Genomic DNA, 20067 nt, shown 5'->3' on the forward strand with positions numbered 1-20067 from the left:
CCGGATCGTCCGCATGGGCCACGACGGATGTCGAACAGACGAGCATCAGGCAAAGGGCAAGCAAACCCATGATTCGATAAATGGAAATCACCTCATCCCTCCCTTATGTCGGCATGTCTTTCAGGTCACGTCACAGTACTTCATCACGAAGAGGTTGTTCCCGGCCGGCGCTGCGAGGTTGGAGAACGGTCCCCAGCTGCCCTTGATCTTGCCCGCCTGCTCGTACGGCCAATCGTCCGGAAGGCGCGACGGCTTTGTGGATGGCGTCTTGCCGGCATCGTCCGAATACCAGATCACGAAGTGCCGACAGGTTCCGACGTCGTCGCCGGCGGCATCGTCGGCGGCCATCAGGCAAGACTCCCAGACGGACTTCGTTTGCGGATCCGCCAGATCTGCGGCGGATGGAATGCTCGCGGGAGGCATGCCCCCGCCACCGCGCTTGTAGGCGACGCCGGCGATGAAGCGGCGGGCGTCGGCGAGCGTGGCAGCCGTCCCCGCCAGCTGCCGCGTTCGGCCGAAAACGTGACCCGCACAGATGATGCGGTCGAGAGCTGGCAGCCGCAGGCGCGAGCGGATGTCGGGCGGCGTCTCCGGCAACTGTCCGCCGCCGGCCCGATCGACCTTCACGAGAGTGGACGTCTCCGGCGACCGCGTCGGCAAATCGCCGATCGGCCAGATGAACAAGGCGCGGCGGCGGATGAAACCGATCGCGAGGTCGTCGAGCAACGCAGCGAATTCGATCCGCTGCGGCAAGGGCGCGGTCGCGTGCAGCGCGACCCGCGCGGCGGCAGCGCCTTGCGGCACGACGAGGCTGTAGACCGCCGGCGGCGGCGCGATAACCGGGCGCGGAACGACCTTTGCCCGCGCGGACAGGGTCCGGTTTACGTTCTTGTTCTTGCCCGGATCAGCCGGGTCCGGCTCGCTCTGAGTGAACGAGATCGAGACGACGATTTCGTCTCCGTCCTCGAAAGCCACAGGCTGGTCGTTGCTTCGCAACTGATCGAACGAGATTGCATAGGCCTGCCCCGCAGCCACCTCGTAGTACGGCCCCTCCTTCCCACTAACCGTTTTCACTTCGATGCCGGCGATAGTCAGCGTATCGACATGCTTCTCCGGAGATTCTTTTCCGCTTTGTCGCTGGCGCTGAACCTGGAGAGATCCCGAAAGGCTCACGCCTACCACAAATGTCCCGGTCTTCGCGTCGATCGGACCGAATGCGAAATAGAACGGCGTGTCGTTGCCATAGTCGAAGCGGTCGAGTCCGAGTTTCCAGGGCACACCGTTGTTGTCGCGCTGCGTGTCGGAAGCGCCGGGACCACACAACGCGCGGTCATAGGAGGGATCGGCGAAGACCAGGGTCGAGGCATCGATCTTCACGCTTGGCCGCGAGGTCGGTCGGACCGGCAGGCGCAGAGCGAGTTGACGACGGGTCTCTGCAACAAACTTCGTCGAGACGTCCAGCCCGAGCTCGAAAATCTTGTTCTCGTCGGGATACCCGGCGCCCTTTTTCTCCTGCGCGCATTGCAGCAGAAGGAACACCGCCGAGTCGCCATCTACCGCATCAAGCCGCGCCTGGGCGCCTACGATGTCGTCGGCATGGAGCGTCAGTCTGACCGCGTCTGTCCCGACCTTCGACCATCTGGCCTTGTTGAACGTCACGACGGAGCGGTCGATCGACAACGCGGCATACAGTCCAGGCTTGCTCCTTAGCAAGCCGAGCTCCGCAAGCGCCTTCAGGAAGTCGTCGTTGGCCGCTGCAAAGCTCGGCGAGGTGACCTCGAGCGTCACGTTGCCCTGCTTCCAGTCGCCGAACGCCGGCTGGCTCCATTCCGGCGCGAGCGGCATGTCCAGAACGCGAATCCGGTAGCTCTTCTGGTCCTTCCGCAGCACCGTAGCTACGCCCTCGAAGACCCGGAACGGCACGGGAAAGCCTTTATCGCTGTCGAGATCGTCGATCTCGACGAAGGTCCGCCGCCCGTGCGTCTCGACGAATTTCTGCGGCACGCGCGGCAGCACAGGCGCACGCGGCGGACGCAACTGGCGCAGCAATCGCGGCCCTCCGTGCCCGGGACGACCGTATCGCGACGTGTCGCTGCTCATATCCTCCTGCGGAGACGGTTTCTTCTCCTTCTCCTTCTCCTGCGGCGGCGGGAGGCCTTTCGTGAACAGCAAGGTGTCGAATTCGGCCTGGATCGAACCGGGACGCAAGCCAAAGGTGATGCGCTCCAGATGCGGCGGAACCATCGGCGCCGCCTTCCCCTTGACGACGCGCCCCAGCGCGGACTTGAGCTCTCGCGCGACAGGAACGACTGCACGCGCTTCGGAAGAGGTCAGATAGCGCGCCGGAGGCGACACGAGGGGCAGATTGACGGACTCAGGGCGATCGAAAATCATCTTGCGCGAGAGCGCATAGAATGTCGGCGAGATCGTATCGACGGCCTCATCGCCCAGCCCGCTATCCCGGTCAGCGCGCGCCGGCAGGGATATGCTGGCGGCACGTCCCGACACGCCGGAGCCGTATCGCTTGACGTCGTCGTGCTCGGAGTCGGAAGGGAGCGGGACGGGTCCGGGAACGATATCCTGGAACGGCCAGTCGCCGCCCATCCCCAATGCACCCGAGGCGGCGGCCCCGGTTCCGTCCCCCGTCGGCCAGCCCAGCGCGGGAGAGGCATAGAGACGATCGGACGGATCGATCTTGATCGGCATGTCGAACGCGGAATTGTCCGGATCGCTCGGGACGTTGACCCCGATCCACAATGCGTCCGCACGGCTGTCGGGTGGCTGCGTTTCGGCCACGACGAGGATGGCGACCGCCTCACCGACCAGGCGGTCGGCGCGCGCGACCTGACGCGCGCGGCCCAGCGCGGCCTCCTTGACGCCTTCGGACTGCCCCAAGACGATCGACTCCCCTGGAGGCAGCTTCTCGAAGCGCGTGACGTTGCGGTCGATGGCGACGAGCACGCCCCGACGGGCGAGGATGAACTCAGGCTTGTCGCCGGGAGCGGCGTCCCGCCGCTTGAGCCTGACGCGGGCGGCCCTGCCGTCGGCTTTTCCGGACGACAGCACCATGGTGACACGCTCGGCGAAGGGGCGCTTGTCGTCATCGGGCACCTTGATGTCCCAGATCGTGCGCAGCGCCAGCAGGCTGCGCAGCCACATCGGCCGTTCGCCGAGCGTGCCGCCGCCGCTCGCGCGGCGAAGAAACAGCTGCTCGATGGCCGCCAGGGCACGGTTTGCGTCCTTCTCGCCGGCATTGCCCATTGCGCGGCCGAGCAGCGCCCTGATGTCATCGCTCGCGCTTCCGACCGCCTGGACCGGAACGGACTTGCGCTCGAGTGGCGTCGGTGATCCCGCCGCCCAATCAGCATCGGCAGCATCCCAACTGGCCGTGCCCGAGCCGGGCGCCTGGCAGAACTTTTCGATCAAACCGCCGAGCTTGTACGAATCGTCCACCGCGCCAATCCAGGGCAGCGCAAGCACGACTCCCTGGGAATCGCTGGAAATGTAAGTCGGCGGGGGGCTAACGCCGGGCCAGAATGGTCCTTCCTTCTGGTCCGATGTCCGGACGATCGCCGGCCCGGCGCCGCTGACGACGATTCCATCGCCGGGATCACCGGTCTTGAACTTTTCGGCGATCTCCCGCGCCATCGCCTCGACCGGGAAGCCGGCCTGGGCAAAGGCGCGCAACACCAGCCCACCCTTGACGGCAATCGCTTGGTCTTCGTGCTTGTCGTCGATCACCTTGTAGCGGGGCGCAAACGCGAAGATGCGGTCCGCTGACGCCGGCGGGAGCTTCATCGCGGCCTTCGCTGCGTTGACGAGAGCGCGCGCATCGATGGCGCTGACATGATCGAGCGACACCCAGGTCAGCCGCCTTTGCGTCCCATCGGCGATCGTGTGCTCGGTCAACGCATGAAACGACCATGGCCTGACCAGGCTGGCGCCGTTTGCGTCGAGCGCGTCGGTTTCGATCGCCTGCCCGTTCACGGATGTCGTGAAACTGTGGGTCAGGGCGCTGGTGTCATCGAACGCCTTCAACTCGCCGCGCAAGGCTGCCCCGGTGACCCGCGCGCCCAAATTTTTCAGTTTCGCAGCCTTGCCGTCGAGCGTCTCCACGCCGTCCGGCAGGCTCTTGATCGGCCATCGAATCCGGCTGAGGCGCTGGTCCAGCGCGAGATCGACGGCTATTTCGGACGACCACGGCGGTTCTTGCCCGGCAATTCCGGACAGCCACTCCTGCCCGGCGACCATGTGATCGAACCGCTTCAGCGGTCCCTTATCGGAGAGCAGATTGAGCTCGCCGAAGCCCGAGAAGGATCGGAATTGAAACGGCCCTTCGGTCACCTTTGACGAAACCGCAACGACCAGGATGCCTCGCACCGTACCTAGCTCGGCAATCAATCCGACGATCGGTTGCAGCTTGGATTGCCCGTCAGGGTCGATCCGGCAGGTGATCACGCCGCGCTGGTGATCCACGGTGACGGCAGCGGCTGCGATCTGCTGGTTGAGCCAGCGCAGCGGGCCGCCGAGCGTGTATGCGATCACGCTCTTGCCCGTGGGCGGCGGCGCGCCCTTCTGCCGGGGATCGTTGGCGGATATCGTCAACTTCCCCTGGAGTAGCAACGTCCAAATCGAATCCTCGGCAATTTCCAGCTTGATGCTGTCGAGCTTCACGCCGCTGAAATTCGACGGGTTGGCGTCCGCCGGCGCCTTGAACTCGACGGCGAGAGTCTTGCCGTCGGGCTGGGTGACCCTGCCGTTGTCGAGAACGACACTGCGGCCGAACAGGACGGTGGCAAGCGAGGCGTCGGCAAACTGGGGAACACCACGCTCGCCGGCGGCCTGCTTGATGTTCAGGGTCAATCTGACGGTGGTCTTGCCGACGAAGTCCGGCGCGCTGCCGAGCTTCGTTTCCACGTCCGCCATCCGGAACGAGACCGATGCGAGGCCGCCGGCCGTGACGGCCGGCTTGCCCGTCGCAGGCTCGGCGGTGGCAACCTTGACGTCCTCCCACTCGGAGACCTTCAGCTTGCGGTCACTCGCGGTCAGCGAAAGCGCGACGAGATTTCCGGTCGCGTAGGCAAGCTCCGGCTCGAACGGGCCCCGATCCTGGGTCCTCGCCAGGCGCGAACGGAGCGATGCCGTAAAGACGATCTTGGCTGTGTCGATTTGCCAGTTACCGGATGGCTTGCTGATGCTCAGCTCCAGCAATCGGAGCGGCCGCAGCCGAAGCGGTCCGATATCGAGATCATAGGCGCTCTTCGGCAGGTCCTGCTCCAGCGGCTTGACCGCATCGTTGCACACCCTCCACTCGTACAGCGCCCGCGGAAGCTGTTCGGGATCGAATGCGTCCTGGCGCGGACCGATGCTGAGCTCGGGCCCGCGAGGATCGACCGCCAGCGCCCTGCCGTCCGCCGTCTCTTCCAGCGGAAGATCCCGAAACCAGAGACCGATCTTGCGCTCGGCATTTCCCGTGTCGATCTCGACCGGCTCGAAGATCGTCGTGCACGCATAGCGCGACGTCGTCCCCAGCACGGAGTGGTTCGCTGCGCGCAGGAAGTAGCCGGCTTCCCGGAATATGATTCCATTTGCCTCGTTGCCGAACTTGTCCGTCGTCGGCATGCTCGCCATCAGCGCGGCGCGCGTATCGCGCCACATGGGCAATCCGGCGAACTCCTGCCTGCGGAGCGGCGCGGCGAAACCGATGACCTTGATGGGATCGGCCGTTGCGCCGGCGCCGTCGATGTCGCCGAAATCCGTCTTCGTCAGCCCCTCGAGGGCGGTACGTCCCGAGAACGCCGTGCCGCCGAGCGTATAGGTGCCGAACGCGTATTTGCTTCCGCCGACATCGCTTGCCGGATCGAGCTCGAAATCCGTCGACCATGTGACCCCTTCGATCAGGGTCTTGATCTCCACCGCCTCGTTGTGGCCGCCAAATCCGAACGCGCTCGCGATCTGCACGCGCGAAAGATCGAGACGGTCGACCGCCTTTTGCCAGGCCAGCAGGAGCCCGTCGAAATCGAGCGAGGTCGGGGTGTCGGGAGGCGGCTGCGGTGCGGGTGCATCGTTCGACGGCACCGGCGCCTTCTCCGGAAGGCGCGTGGTGGCAAACAGTTCGTCGAGGATCGGAAGATCGAAGCGTAGCCGGGTCTGCAAGGCGGAGTAGGCGCCGGCCGCCGGCTGCATTTCGATGCCGGGCAAGGTGACCGGGACGAGCGGCACATGCTGCAACAGCTCTTTGTCCGCCAGCGGCAGCTCGTTCACAGGCTGCGAGAGCTCGAGGGCGGGAATTCCGCGAAGGCCGTCGTAATTCAGCTTGATGTCGAGCAGGGCGCGATCCAGCTTGCGGCAAAGCAGGTCGCGCGTCGACGACGGAAGGCCCGAGCTTTCCGAGGTTCGCGTGATTCCGATCGCGGTGACGAAAGGCATCTCGGAATAGCCGTGCCAGACATAGGCCGGAGGCGGGCTGCCGCCCTTAGGGATCGTGAGCACAAGAGTCTTGCCGGGGGTGAAGGTCCCCGAGGTGAGCCCCCAGAGCCCTTCGGTTGAAGCCGTCTTGCGTGCGAAGGTCAGCGCCGGGCTCTCCAGCGCGGCCGGCCCGGCGCCAAAGCCCGGGAGGATGTTTTCCGCGTTGGGGCTTCCGGCCGCCAGCCACAGCAGGCCGTCCGCGGTGCCCGCCGCGCCGCTGAGTTCGACGCGGACGTCGTCGAGCTTACCTTGTTTGAGCTTCGCTTCGACGCGGACATAGTCCGCGGCGGCAATCGATATCCGCCGGCCGACGGGCCCCTCCCCGAACGTTCCATCATCGAGGGCATAGTCGACCGTCCCGGCGAAGCCGACGGAGTCGGAGACGGTACCCGAGAAGCCGAACGCCGTGTCGTCCGAATCGGGTTTCGGCAGATCGAACGGCAGTTGCAGCCATCCATCGGTCAGCGGAAGGAAGGCATAGGTTCTCTTGGCGGCATCCGGCTGAACGCCCGCCTTGCCGTAACGCTCCACCAGCCTGCGCGCGAGGCGCTGCTGATCGATGAACCAGTTGACTGTGATCTTGCCGGCCTCAGGCGCCGCGCTGATCGTCGTTCTCGCGCCGAGCGTGACCTTGGGTCCCGGAATATTTTTCGGATTGCCGTCCTGCAACGCAGCTTCGCGGCGATCTGCGTCCAGTACGAGGGCGACACCGTCCTTCGAGCCGTTGAGCTCGAGCCGGTTGGCGACGATCGCGACCTCGGTCGGCAATTCGCCGCCGCGCACCGGCGTTCCTGCCAGGCTGGTCCGGAGCGCCGAGCGATCCACCCACATGCTCCAGTCGTCCGGGCCGGTGCCGGGGAGTCGGAGGGAGTTGTTCTCCAGGGTGAGCGGCCAGCACACCGCAAGGTCGTCGGCGACCGTGTTGATGTCGAGAAAGACCGGGTTGCCGACGCCGGGCCGCAGCTCCGATCTCACCCTGCCCAGCGCGTCGCGGATCCGGTTGCCAATCCCGCTGGCCGCCAGCTCGTCCTCCTCGCGGACCAGTTCGAGCGTCCAGCGCGACTTGGCCGGCCGCAGCGGATCGACGATGCAGACGAGGCGCAGAACCACGTCGATGCGATCCGGTCCGCCCGTGTCGCCGAACGCGCGCAGCGGATTGACGATCTTGCCGCGGAACTCGATGCCGTCGGGCGTCAAATCGAGCGCAACGAAGGGCCCGTCGGTCCCGTCGATGCTGACCGCGGGCAGGTCGACCCTTGGCAGCTTGGAGGGTGCGGTGACACCGGTCGCGACGCCGACGAAGGCCGCGACGGTGTCGCCCGGTTGCTTGACGAGACGCAGGAAGCCGAGCGGATTGGCGTTGGTCCCTCCCTTGGCGTTGACCAGGACACGGATCCGGTTGGCGACGAGCGCCAGCCGCGGCACTTCGATTTCGCGCGACTTCTGCGGAGTGGGCCATGGATCGAGCGGCGCCACCAGAAGGTGGGAAAAGCCGCGGGTGTCCGTCCCGATATCCGGCTTCGCATCAGGCTTGGCCGCAAAGATGGAATAGGGGGCGGTATTGTCGGCGATCCAGAGCCTCGACTTCGTCGTGGAGTCTTCGTCTTGCCGGGCCTGGACGTTTGCCGCCAGCATATAGGGCACGCGCAGGGATACCTTGTCCTGCACCGTCCCTCCGGCGTCGTCGATCTTGATTTCGATCTGCCTCTTGACCTTGTCCGACTCCGGATCCTGCAGCAGGACGCGCAATCCCGGTGTCGAATTGACGATCGAAAGATCCGTGCGGTCCTTTCCGAGATAGGACAGAGCGAGCTCGGCGCTCCAGCAAAAATCGGCCGATTCGTTCGAGACCTTGAGCGGCTGCTTCGGTCCCACAAGCCTGATAGTGCGAAGGCTGGCCGTTTCCGCCATGGCTAATGCTCCCGCTGCACGACGTCGTCTTGCGGCTTCGCAAGGCCGTGGAAGGCCTGGATCACCAGGTGACGCCGGGGACCGAGCACCATCGTCTGGGTCAGATTGCCGGCCAGGGCCGGCAGATCGATATGGGCCGGCCTGAGCGCATCGACCTCGTCCTTTGTGGCCGGCGTGATCAGGATCATAGTCTTCGGGGCCGGCGCCTTGTCGGGATGGAGCTTGTCGAGCTCCGGCTCGACCGCCTTCCGGCTCGACCATCGCATCGCGACATCGGTCGCCTCGCCCGGCCGCTCCATCATTGCAGCCAGGCTGTCCAGCGTATCGGCCGTATTCGCCGTACCTTCCAGCGCGGTGAACACGGCCTCGATCTCGTCGGCCGTACGTCCCGCATTTTCCGGCACGTGCACGGTCGTCACGAAATCGATGGGACCTGTCTCGGAAAGCTTTCGAAGCTCGTCGAGATTGATCTTGTCGGGAAGATCGTTGCTGCGCAACGGCGCGAGCTTGTGCTGGATCTTCTCGTCGCTGTCGCGTCGAAGCGCGATCATGCGGGCGCGCATCGCGTTGAGGACGCTCCGCCTCAGTCCCTCGAGCGTCTTGACACGTGCGGGATTGGCAGCCGCCGCAGCGATGGCCGCATCGAGGACCGTCTTGATCGCAGCCCGGGCCGCTCCGTTGATGGAGCCGGTTTTCTCGGGCGCCGCGAACCACCGCCAGTCGATCGGACCGAGGGTGATGGAGGGGAACTTCTCGACAGGCAAGCCTGCGACCCAATGCACCTTGACCGTATGCGGGAGCATCCCGCCGGTCCTGGCCTTCCAGTCAGCGGCCCTGTCAACGGCAAAGTGCTCGACCGCGTCCGCGATCTCCTTGGCGATTTTAACGAAACGCGGCGACGTGGATGGCGTCGTCTCATAGGCTCTCATCGCCTTGACGAATGCCTCGACCTCCTTGCGGAAGGCCGCCCATTGCGGCGCCGGCGGCGGACTTGGCGGCGGCGGAAGCGGATCGGGAACGTTGAGCGGCGGCGTCACCGTCAAGTCCAGCGTACCGTCGACAGCTTCGTTGCTCGTCCCGGGCGCGACATCGCCCCACGGCGCAGTGTCCTTGGGATCCAGCAGGAGGTCGGCCGGCGCAAGCGCGGGGTCGGGCGCAGCCGGCGCGAAATTCTCCAGCGCCCTGTCCGCGTCCGACACGCCCACCTTCAGCGTGAGCCTTGCCAGATAATGCGTGTCGTCGACCGCCTTGCCGCAGGGCGCCTTGAGGTCGGGGTCGACGAACCGGGTGCCGATCGGCTGCGCCAGATAGAGCGCCTTCCGAGACGTGCCGTCGGGGTCGCTGCTCAAGGCGCCGAGTTCGACCTCGCCGACGCGCACCTGGCCGTCATCGGTCTGGACCGATATCCGGTAGCTGACGGCTGGATCCGGCATCCGGTAAAGTCCCGGCGCGGCGTCGTTGCCGAACCAGATGTTTTTGGCCTCTTCGAGCATCCCGTCCACAATGCGAACCATCGGCCACACGACGACGATCTTTACGGGATCCGCGTTGCCGTCCGGCCGCTCGATTCTCCAGAACGGCGCAGGCTTCACCTTCCGCTCCTGCCACGCCGCGGCACCCTCGGTGCCGACCGTCCAGGGCAGAACCAGCCGATAGCCGGCCTCGTCCACCGTGGCGACGCTCGGCGGGGAAACCACCACGCCTGCTGCGACATGCGCCGTTGCGTGCAGGCGGAAGCCGTACGGCATCGCGGCCATGTTGAGCACGTAGGCGCCGCGCCAAAGATCGGGATGGCGCTCGTACATCTCCCGGATGATGTCGATGTCGACGTGACCGGGCTCGAGCTTCCCGAAGTCACCGCGCCTGGACTCCTCGATGATGGAGAGTCCCTTGGGTACGGGCAGGCGGCTATAGTCGCGCCCATTGTCCTTGAACGGCCCGAATGGCTCGAGCAGGTTGAACTCGGGATCGCCCGATTTCTCTTGCACGAGCTTGGCCCATTGCGGCGCCGAGAACTCGCGCCAGAACCCGACGGCGACGTGGCGCATCGAGAGACCCGCGTCCACGCGGATGTTGGCGTCGGACAGGATCTCCTCCGGATGGCGCGACACCACGATCTGAACGGAATCGCCGGGACGCACGACGCCGCCGGCATCCGCCATGTCGTTCCGGCGCGTTGCCAGGATGACGGGCGCCGCCAAAGGCTCGGTGCGTTCGATGCTGACATCGGCGAAGTATTGCCGCAGGGCGTCGGCGGTCTTGACGGAGTTGGGAAGCGATGCCGCGAAGTCCTGGACGGCCATGGCAGTCCTGGAGGGCTTGTTCTCTTTCGACTTCCTGGTCTCGTCCTTCGTTTCCGCGGCGATCGCGAGGCTTTCGTAGCGGCCGAACGGCCGAACCGCATATTTCCGCGCCTTGCCCCAACGATCGGTCTCCAGCAGAGTGATCGACAATCGTCCGTCGCTGTCCGGCGCGAGCCGCCAGGGGTTGGGCCGCGTCAGCATTGCGAACGCGAGTCCGGCCATACTCGTTGCCGGCTTCGCCGCTCCCTGCTCCATGAAGCGGCGGGTCCATGGTCCAAGCCGCGCGGCGATCTGCAGGCGCTTCTTGGGCTCGTCCGGGATCTTCATGGTGGACTTGTTGGGGAAACGCCCGAGAATCCGGATCAGGGTCGTAAGCGTATTGAGCGGCGCAGATCGCTCGGGATCGGGCAGCTTCGGATCAATCTGCGCGTCCATGTTGTCGCCGAACATCAGCACTGCAAGCCAGTTGTCCGGCAGGTTGGTAAACCGTCCCCAGGGGCTGCGGCCATCTTCCCTCTTTTGCTCGTCCTCCTCCTTCGGCGTGTCGCTCGGATCGAGCTTGACATCGCTGGGCAGCGTCAGCGAGCCAAGGTCGGACAGATCGGTGGCGTCATCAAGCGCGACGAGACGGACATAGGCAAGCGCGTCTCCGGACTGCATGCCCGCGGTCTTCAGCGTCAGCGCATTGCTGATCGGCTCGCCTCCGATCGGAAACTGCGTCTCGTCCTTCCACCCTTGCGCCATCAGGACGCGCCGCTGGCTGGAGCCGTCGGTCGGCACCAGAGGTTCCAGCTCGATGACGATCCTGTCGCCGCTCTTTGCGGGCCGTATGGACACGGTTGCGGCTGCCTTTGCGAGCCTCAGCGTTGCATAGCAAACGCGGCGCTTCTTCAAACCGAGCAGCGGCTGCACGGCCGGCCTCAGTTCGAGCTGCACCAGCGCGAGGGCCTTTTTCCCGCGAAGCTGGCCCGCCGCGTCGTCGTGTTTCGGTGCGGAACCGAAATGCGAGACCACCTCGGAAAGGCCGTCGGTCGTGAAAATGACATCGACGAAGGGTGCGCCGAATTGCGTGCCTTGGTAACGCGGCAACACCAGCTTCAGGGCGAGGTTCAGACGGTTCAGTGCCTCGCCCGACTCCAGGAAATTGCCGGTCTCAATGTCGTAGAGCCTGAATGCCGTCGCGAGTCCGAGCGTGCGCAGGATGCCCCAGCCCGCGGGATCACGGTCGGGCGCCGTCTCGTCGAGGAAGGGAAGGATCTCCTCGGCATTGAGCTGAGGCGCGGAATCGACCACAGGCTCGTAGCGGCGATAGACCAGTTGCTTGTTGCGATACTCGATACCCTCGTAGTGATATTGGATGACGTCGAGAACGTCGGCGAGGATGGGGTGCTGAGCCGGTGTCAGCGAGACATTGACGGTAACGGTGCTCGGATCGCTGTTGTCATCCTTGTCGGCATAAAGCGAGGTCAGCTTGAGCGACCGATTCGAGAACAAGTCGGGCTTCTCGTAAGCTTCCTGGTCCTTTGCAGCGAGGTCACCCACCAGCACCAGACCGCGAAGCAGATGCCGCGCCTGATCCACCGTAAGCGGCTTGTTGTCGTCGCCGCCGAGAAGGCCTGCAGAAAGCCTCCCGTCGTGCAGAGTGGCTGGACCCTCGCCGGGCTTCTCGGATGCGAATCCAAACGTGTTCGGCGGTAGATCCGGTTCGTCCGGCTTTCCCTTGATCCATTCCACGCGGATTGCGAGCGGTTGCCTTCGCGCAAACAGCGCTGCGATGTCGTTTTCTTGCGGCATGGTCAGCAGCGAGCGCCGCAGCGGACGCGTCGGCCAGGCAAGGAAAGATTCCGCCGGCGAGTACCAGCTGGTTCGCCGCTTGCCGAAGCGGCGATCAAGCGCCGGATCGGTCAGGCGCTGCGTTTCGCTGGGATAGAGCACCTCGACCCGTGCGAAGTCGCCGGTCTCGGACGGCTCCTGGCCGCGCTCCAGCGCCGGCAGGCGCTGCACCCGGCCGATCGGTTTGACCAGTCGCAGGGAGGCAGCCGCGCCTTCATCGTTCTTCGGCACCGTGGTCGTATCGAGCGAGAACAAATCATAGCCCGCGATCAGCGTGTGCAGATCCTCGGCCTTGAGCCGATTCTGATCATCTCCCTGTGCCGCCATCTCGTCGGGCCGCGCGGTCCAGCCAAGCCTGACGGCGGTGCGCTGGTCGCCGTCGCACAGCAATCGCACGCTGTCGGCTTTTGACTCGACAAAGCTGTCGATCGTGGCGTCCGCCGCCGGATAGTACAAATGCAGCCGCCCGCTTTCGGGGAAGATGTAGTTCGACTTGAACGGCCGGAATTTGACATCGACCGGATGCTCAAACCGCTCGATCGTGACGTTGACCGGGGGTTCATAGGGGCCGTCGGGCTTGTCTTGGGGATCGTCGATCGTCAGCTGGAGTTGCACGGGCACCCATGCCGGGCTGCACGGCTCCGAGCCGGCGAACCGCAGATATGTCCGCGCGGCCTGCAGGCGCGCTCCCGCCTTGACCTCGAGCGTCGTCAGCAGCTTGTTCCAATCGCTGTCCGAGATCGTGTAGTCGATCGTCTTCGTCGCGGGTTCGGGGAGAGGCCCCGGTGTCGTTCGCGCCCTGAGCCGACGCGCGATACGGGTGATCCTGATCTTCTTGCCGGACCCGGCGCCCCTCTGCAACGCGACGTCCAGCTCGTGCGCGCCCAGGTCCAGGTCGTCCGGCGCCGGCGGCTCGTTGCGCGCCTGGGAGACCGCGTCGGCCCCAAACACGCCGACGGCGACGGTACGTTCGGTCCTGACACGAAGAACGTAGTCTTGGGGGTCCGGAAGCTCAGGCGTCGCGTCTTCGTCCGTCTTCGGCGACTCCGTGGGAGCCTCCTCCTCAACCGTCAGCGAAAGGAAGGCGCTGGAAAGCGTAGGCGTCTGCAGAACCGAAGGCATCGACGGGTAACGGAACCGCGCGATGGCCTTCAAGACGTTGTTCGTCGTCTTATCGCGCGGTTCGAGCTTGACGACGTGCGTGTCCACCTGGCCGCGGGTGCCGGCGCAATCGACCGGCACGATCGCATAGACGATGCGTGTCGTCTCCGGATTTACCAGTGCCTTCCACTTTTTCGTCTCTTTCGTCTCATCGACCTCGGTCGACAGGACCGGCGGCAGCATCGCAGCGCGGAGACCGGGGTCGATCTCCTTGAGATCATCGACGAACTGCAGCGGCTTCGCTTCACGCAGGCGCCGCTTGCGCAGCTGCAGATTTCCCGCGGCGTCGCGAACGGGGCCGTCCTTGTCCTTCAGAACGACGATGGCGATGTGATCCGAACGCTTGACCGTCAGCTCCAGCGGCGCGGGCCGTTGCTTGACCGCCGGGTCATCGGCCAACCCCTCGATCCGGCGCTCCACCCGGTAGTGCTTCAGGTGGAATTCGGGATCGCCATAGGGCGAGGTTGATTTCTTCCAGGCAGGCTCAAGATCCCATATCGCACGCACGCCCTTGCTCGTGATCGCGAATTCAGGCTGGTCGAGCACCGGCGACATGATGCGGAACATGCGATCGGGCGGATTGAACAGCACGACGGCGGACGGGAGCGGATCGATCGACGGCCCCGGCTGGCGCGGAGTGCGCGTCTTAACCGTGAATGCTGTCGATGAAATTGGCGAGTCGGAAGACTTCTCCTTCGTTCCGAACAGGTCCGCGATCCGATCGCCGCTCATCACGAAGGTGAGACCAAGGGCCCGCGGATCGAATTCGAACTTTGATGCGATGTAGTCTTCGGCAGCCTTGTTCAGTTCAGGGGTGTCGGGGGCACCGGCCCGGAAGGTGAAAAGGGCTGCGATCTGCTCCGCCGCTTCGGCCACCGTCGCAATGAACGACGAGCGCGCCTCGTCGACTTGCTGCATGCGCTTGAAGCGTGGACCGCAATCCGCGCGGGACCGCGCCGCCTCCGCAAGCATGATGTTGGCGGCCTCGGGATCTTCCGGCAGGAAGACCGTTTCCTTCTCCCATTCCACCGACTTGATGTCGGTTGCTTCGTACTGGACGCCGTTGATCGGGCCCGCGGCCATGAAGCAGCAGGCCTGGAAGATGTCCCTCAGCTTGGCATTCTGTCGCGCGTTCTTGCTGTCCTCGGCGCTGAAGCCGGCGCTGTCGCCATCGCGGCCGAACGGCGCGTCCCAGTCAGTCCAGATTTGAAGGCCGGGGCCGGCATCCCCCGGCGGCTTCATTCCACCCCTCAGCAGGACTTCCTCCTTCTTCACGCCCTGCACGACGTAGGTCGGTTCGTCCTCCTTCCGCATGGGTGCTGCATAGAAGTGACTGCGGTCGTCCGTATCGCCATTGTCCAACGGACAATTGTCGCGCGGGATCAGCTGGACCACGTAGGATTCGGGGCCGGCGCCGTCGGGCCGCGGAATCGGAATGAGCAGTGCCCAGTACGACACCGGACCGAATTCGACGCCGAGCTCGACCGGCGTATCGGGGCTCGAAGTCGCTTCACGCCTGTCGACCGCCTCATCGAGCCGGTCTTCGGCCTTGCGCGCATTCTCGGCGCGTGACGGCTCGGGCAATGGTGCCGACCGTGACACCGGCACACCGGCCTCCGGATTGGGGTAGCTGGTCGCCAGACCAAGCGCCAGGAAGCGTTCCACCCTGACCCGCGCCTCGGCGAGACGGCTACCGCTGCCCAGCGAGAAGCCGATTCCGAGCGGCAGGTTGCGTCCAAATGCATTGACGACAACCGTGGCCTCGATCCGCGCGGCCAGGCCGTCCGGCTGGATCAACAGCTCGACGCCGATATGGATCGTGATGGATCGCGAGAAGCCGCAGGACAGGCTGAACCATTTGGTGCGCAGCCACATCCGTACGGAGAATTCCAGCGTCAGGTCGAGCGTGATGACGCCGTAGAACATCGAATCGGAGATATTGGCGGACAGATACGCGATCAGCTTGGCGCCGAGCGCGAAATCGGCGCGCGCCGTGATCGCCGCGCCAAAATCGCCGCCCGTGTCGTAGGCGAAGGCCGCATAGCCGCGCGCGCGGAACGCCAGGCCGTACAGCACCGACAGGTCCTCGATCCGCAACACGGTTCCTCCCTCCACCGAGAGGAAGAAGTTGCTGTTGGGCTTGCCGACGGAGAAACCCAGCTCATACGGCCAGCCATATTCCGCGTGGAAAAGGCCCGGCCTGATATAGAGCGTGGACGACCATTTCACCGCTTTCATTGCCATCTTCAATTCGGAAGGCAGCTTCGGGTGGTCGCCGATATCGGCGCCGGGATTGTAGACCGCACGCGCCAGAAACTCGCGGCGCGGCACCGACAAATACATGTAGCCGGTCAGGCTCGGATTGTTGGTCCAGGCCGAATTGTTGCGCCGGCCGTCGCGCCAGTCGGCGTAGTTGTATGCGATCCAGATGCGAAGGTTCATCAGGAAGGTAAGATCCGTCCTGAGCGCAACGACGATGTCGAACAGAGCGAGGTTCGGCAGATTCTTCTCGCCCTGCTCGTTGTACTTGGACGTGGTCGACACCGAGGTGAACGAGAACATCCCGCGCAAGGCGAGCGTGATCGCGGCGTTGTCGTAGGTCGGCCACCACGCCTTCACGTCATACAGGCTGCCCTGGTATTTCGAGACTTCGTCGAGGATCTTGACGAGCTCTTTCGGCGTCTCGGCGCGCTCGGCGGCGGCAATTCCCGCCAGCGTGTAGCGATAGCCGAAGCCAAAGCCGACCTCGCGAAGATAGATCGTTCCGATTGGCGTCGGGATCTTCTCCGCCATGTCGTTGCGCTGAACATACAGGAAGAACGCCGGCCGCTTCTCGTCGACGCCTTTCTTCTCGAGCTGCAGGAATCCCATCGATGCCGACATCGACGCCCAGCCCTGGATCCGCAGCGATCCCGAAGCGAGAAAGCCCTTGGCCGTCACGTCCGCCGGCAGGACGTCGGGCGGGAACAGCGTCGGGAGCTTGTCGTCGACCGCGATGGCCGTGCCCGATGCTTCCGCCATCGAGCCGAGCGACAGGCCGACGCCCAGCCCGTCGAATCTCACCCGCGGCAACGCCTTGCCGCGCTCGGGCGGCGCGACCCAGAGCTTGTGGAAATCGAACCGGGGCGTCACGATGTCCCCGAAGTCGGTGAAATTCACCTGACCGGAGATCGAGAACGCCGGCGTGCCACCGAAGGCGGGCGACGCCGGATGGAAGCCGACGCCGCGCAGCTCGAACGAGAACAGGTCGAAGAAGGTCGACCGCTTCGGCGGCTCCACGGTGACCTGGAATTCAATGTGGTTCATCAGCACCCGCGGATCCGACGCCAGCGGCGCTTCGTCCAGCGTGATGCGCAGCGCGGAGATGTTCTTCAGCAGGCCGTCGGCGAACGCGTTGGAGCTGGGCCGGAATTCCGCCGATCCGGTCAGCGTGAAGTAGAAGTGATATTGCCCCTGCCGGACGTATTTCAGACCGAGCTTGGTGACGGTGATGGTGAACTGCGTCCCTTCGCAACGCAGCGGATCGGCGCTCTTATCCAGCACCGCCTTGGCGGCCTGCAGCGCCAGCGCGCCGCCCTCCTGGGTGAAGTTGAGCTCGATCGACGCCTTGGCTTCGCCCACCAGCGCCGGCGGCAGGTTGCCGTGCCCGGCGAGGCCAAAGGTCTGGATCTGGCCGCGCTTGACCGCGAGCTGACCCTTGTCGAACCGGAACGGCATGTCGACGCCGGCAAGCGTTACCGGGTTTGACTGCACCTGCGCCCTGAGGTCGATGCCGTCGCGCGACACGATGAAGCTGTCCACCTCGAAATCGAGCGTGCTGCCGCTGGTCGAAAGCTTGTCGTAGGACAGCACGATCTTCGCGGCGTCGCTCAAGCCCAGCCGCGGATCGCCGTCAGTGAAATCGAGAACCAGCACCGGATCATTCTCGGTCGCGTCTTTTCCGTCCTTTGTCTGGAATTTGCCCGTAAGGCCGAGGATATCGATCTTGTTATCCTTGAGCTTGATGTCGAATTTACCTCCCTTGACCGCCATCGAGAGCGTGTAGACGTCGATGACGAGGTCCAGCTTGGTGGCGATTGTCGTGTCGGAAATCTTGACCTCGACATCGAGGGTAATCGTGACGGTCGAGCCAGCGACAACGACCTTGTCGTTCTTCTTGACGCTGATGAGCTGGCTGAACTGACTGAGCGGGTTTGTGCCAGGGGAGGCGGTCGGCTTCCGAAACAGCGAAAGGATTCGATCCTCGTTGACTTTCGGCGCGATGACGAAGGCCGACGAATCGAGGTTCACGAGCTCGACCCAGCGCGCCGCCAGCAACAGGTGGCCGACGGGAACGACGACCCCGCCTTTGGGACCTTGACCCGGGACTTGCGCAGAAACAGGCTCGGTCTTGAGTTGCTGAAGAAATTTGACGCGGCCGTTATCGACCGTAATCAGCGCGACCGCGGCCTTGGAATCCTTCGGTGTGACGTCGAGTTGCAGAAGCGGCGAGCCTGGCTGCGTCGCATCCTGAGGCGTTCCGGAGACCGGCTCGGCCGGCGCGTTCTCGTGGCCAAGCCAGAGGTCGGTCGAAAGCGTCACCTTCCCGGCGCCGTCCGGCTGCAGGGCGAATGCCAGCCAGCCCTTCTCCAGATCGCACACGAGTGCGGGGACCAGGGCGTAGGGACAATCGAGCTTGAATCCGAGAAACTCGCGCGTGAAAGGATCTATGCTGACATCGGGATCGCTGGGCGTGACGACGATCTGGACGATGCGCCATCGGCCGGGATCGACGCGGACTTCCACGATAACGTAGTTGAAGGCCCTCTTCGCTTTCTGCGCTTCCCTTGCGATTGCTTCGGCCAGCGTCGAGATCAGCTCGGCAATCAGCTTGAACGCCGCCTCGGCAAGTCCGGCCAGCGCCCTGACGCCGGCGGCCCCCTGCTGCGCCAGCCAGGCGGCGGCCGAGGCGGCAAGCTCCCCTATCCGCCGCAGCACCTTCAGGAAGCCGTCGAGCGACGGCAGGTCCGGCGTGCCCGGCGCGTTCTGCTTGGGTACCTCGAATTTGTGGATCAGCGACAGCAGGCGTCTCGCCCCGTCCTCGATGACATGCGCCGCGAAGAGGGCGAGCTTGATCGGATAGGGCTCGACCAGATCCAGTCTGGTCAGCTCGGGCGTCATCTTGTCGCCGGCAAAGGTCAGCTTGAGTTCGAGCGAGACCGCCAGCACGAGATTTGGGTCGGTTCGCGCGCTGATGAGGAGACGATCGACGCTGATCGTCACCACCACCTGCAGTCCCGCGCCTTGCGACCAGGTAGCCGTCGCGGACACGATCACGCCAAACAGCGTGATGACGAACGGTCCGCCCGATCCGGGCGGTTGGTCCGTCAGGTCGATCCTGGCAATCTTCTGTTGCGACGTATTCGTGATGATGCTGGCCGCATTGATCGATACCCTGCTGCCGCTGACGGCGATCTCAACATCGGTGGCGGTGAGGATATCGACACCGGCAAATCTCACCGTTGCCTTCGACTTCGAAGTCGACAGCGTCAATTTGCCGCTGGCGACCGCAAATTCCAGCACCGGATCGGGTTGCCATGTGACCGCGAAGTCGAGGTTCAGGTGCAGCGGGATGTGAAGGAACGACAGCTTCGGAACGGCTATTTTCAGCCCGTGCAGCGACCATTTCGGAAGCTTGATATCGGGAAAGTGAAAGCCGAGATGCGGCAGCGCCGGCACCTCGATGCGCGGTAGGACCCGGAGGAGGTCGTCACGCCCAAGCTGCACCTCGATGTGCACCGCCGCATCCAATCCCGCAGCGGCGAAGGGCGAGGAAAGGCCCGCTGAAAATGCCGCCGTCGCGCGCGCGCGAAAAACCGGCTCTTCGGGCTTTGTCTCTCCGAGCAGTCCGGGCGGATTCAGCTCCAGATCGAAATTGGTGGCGACGTCGGCAACGCCGGTGATGCCGAGGAAGTCGGCGACCACGCCGTCCTGCGTCGTCCCGTCCGCTTTCAGACGAAGGCTGCGCAGCCGGTCGTGCAGCTCGTTGAGCGCGACTGCAGCCAGACGCTTTGCTTCGCCGCTTGCCTGCTCGACCGCCTCTTTCCAGGTGACAAGGCGCCTGTCGGAGCCGTCGAGCGGACGGACAAGCATCGCGTCGATCTTGAGCGGCGCACCGAGAACTAGCGATCCCGTTTCGCCAGCAAATTTGAGCCTGAACGTGGTGACGTTGAATGGCGGCTGATCCTGCGCCGCTTCAAGCCACGCAGAAATTTGACTGTTTCCATCCCCGTACAAACAGATTTTCGTCATCCCGCCCCCAAGGGATCGGAAGAACTCAAAACAAGCTTCAAAAAACAACTCTCAATCTAGGATTGAATGGATAGATGCAACGTTATGTCAATTCAAAATT

At 64.4% G+C, this 20067-nt stretch carries 2 protein-coding genes; both read right to left on the bottom strand.

Features of this window, described 5'->3' with window-relative positions; genetic code table 11:
• Positions 1 to 120: 120 nt before the first annotated feature.
• A complete protein-coding gene (locus tag ACSZOQ_RS17250; protein ID WP_439923633.1) occupies positions 121 to 8379 on the bottom strand; it encodes a hypothetical protein in 8259 nt (2752 codons plus the stop codon).
• A gap of 2 nt (positions 8380 to 8381) precedes the next feature.
• A complete protein-coding gene (locus ACSZOQ_RS17255; RefSeq protein WP_439923634.1) occupies positions 8382 to 19967 on the bottom strand; it encodes a hypothetical protein in 11586 nt (3861 codons plus the stop codon).
• Positions 19968 to 20067 lie beyond the last annotated feature (100 nt).

The sequence above is a fragment of the Nitrobacter sp. JJSN genome, assembly GCF_051912485.1.
Classification (GTDB): domain Bacteria; phylum Pseudomonadota; class Alphaproteobacteria; order Rhizobiales; family Xanthobacteraceae; genus Nitrobacter.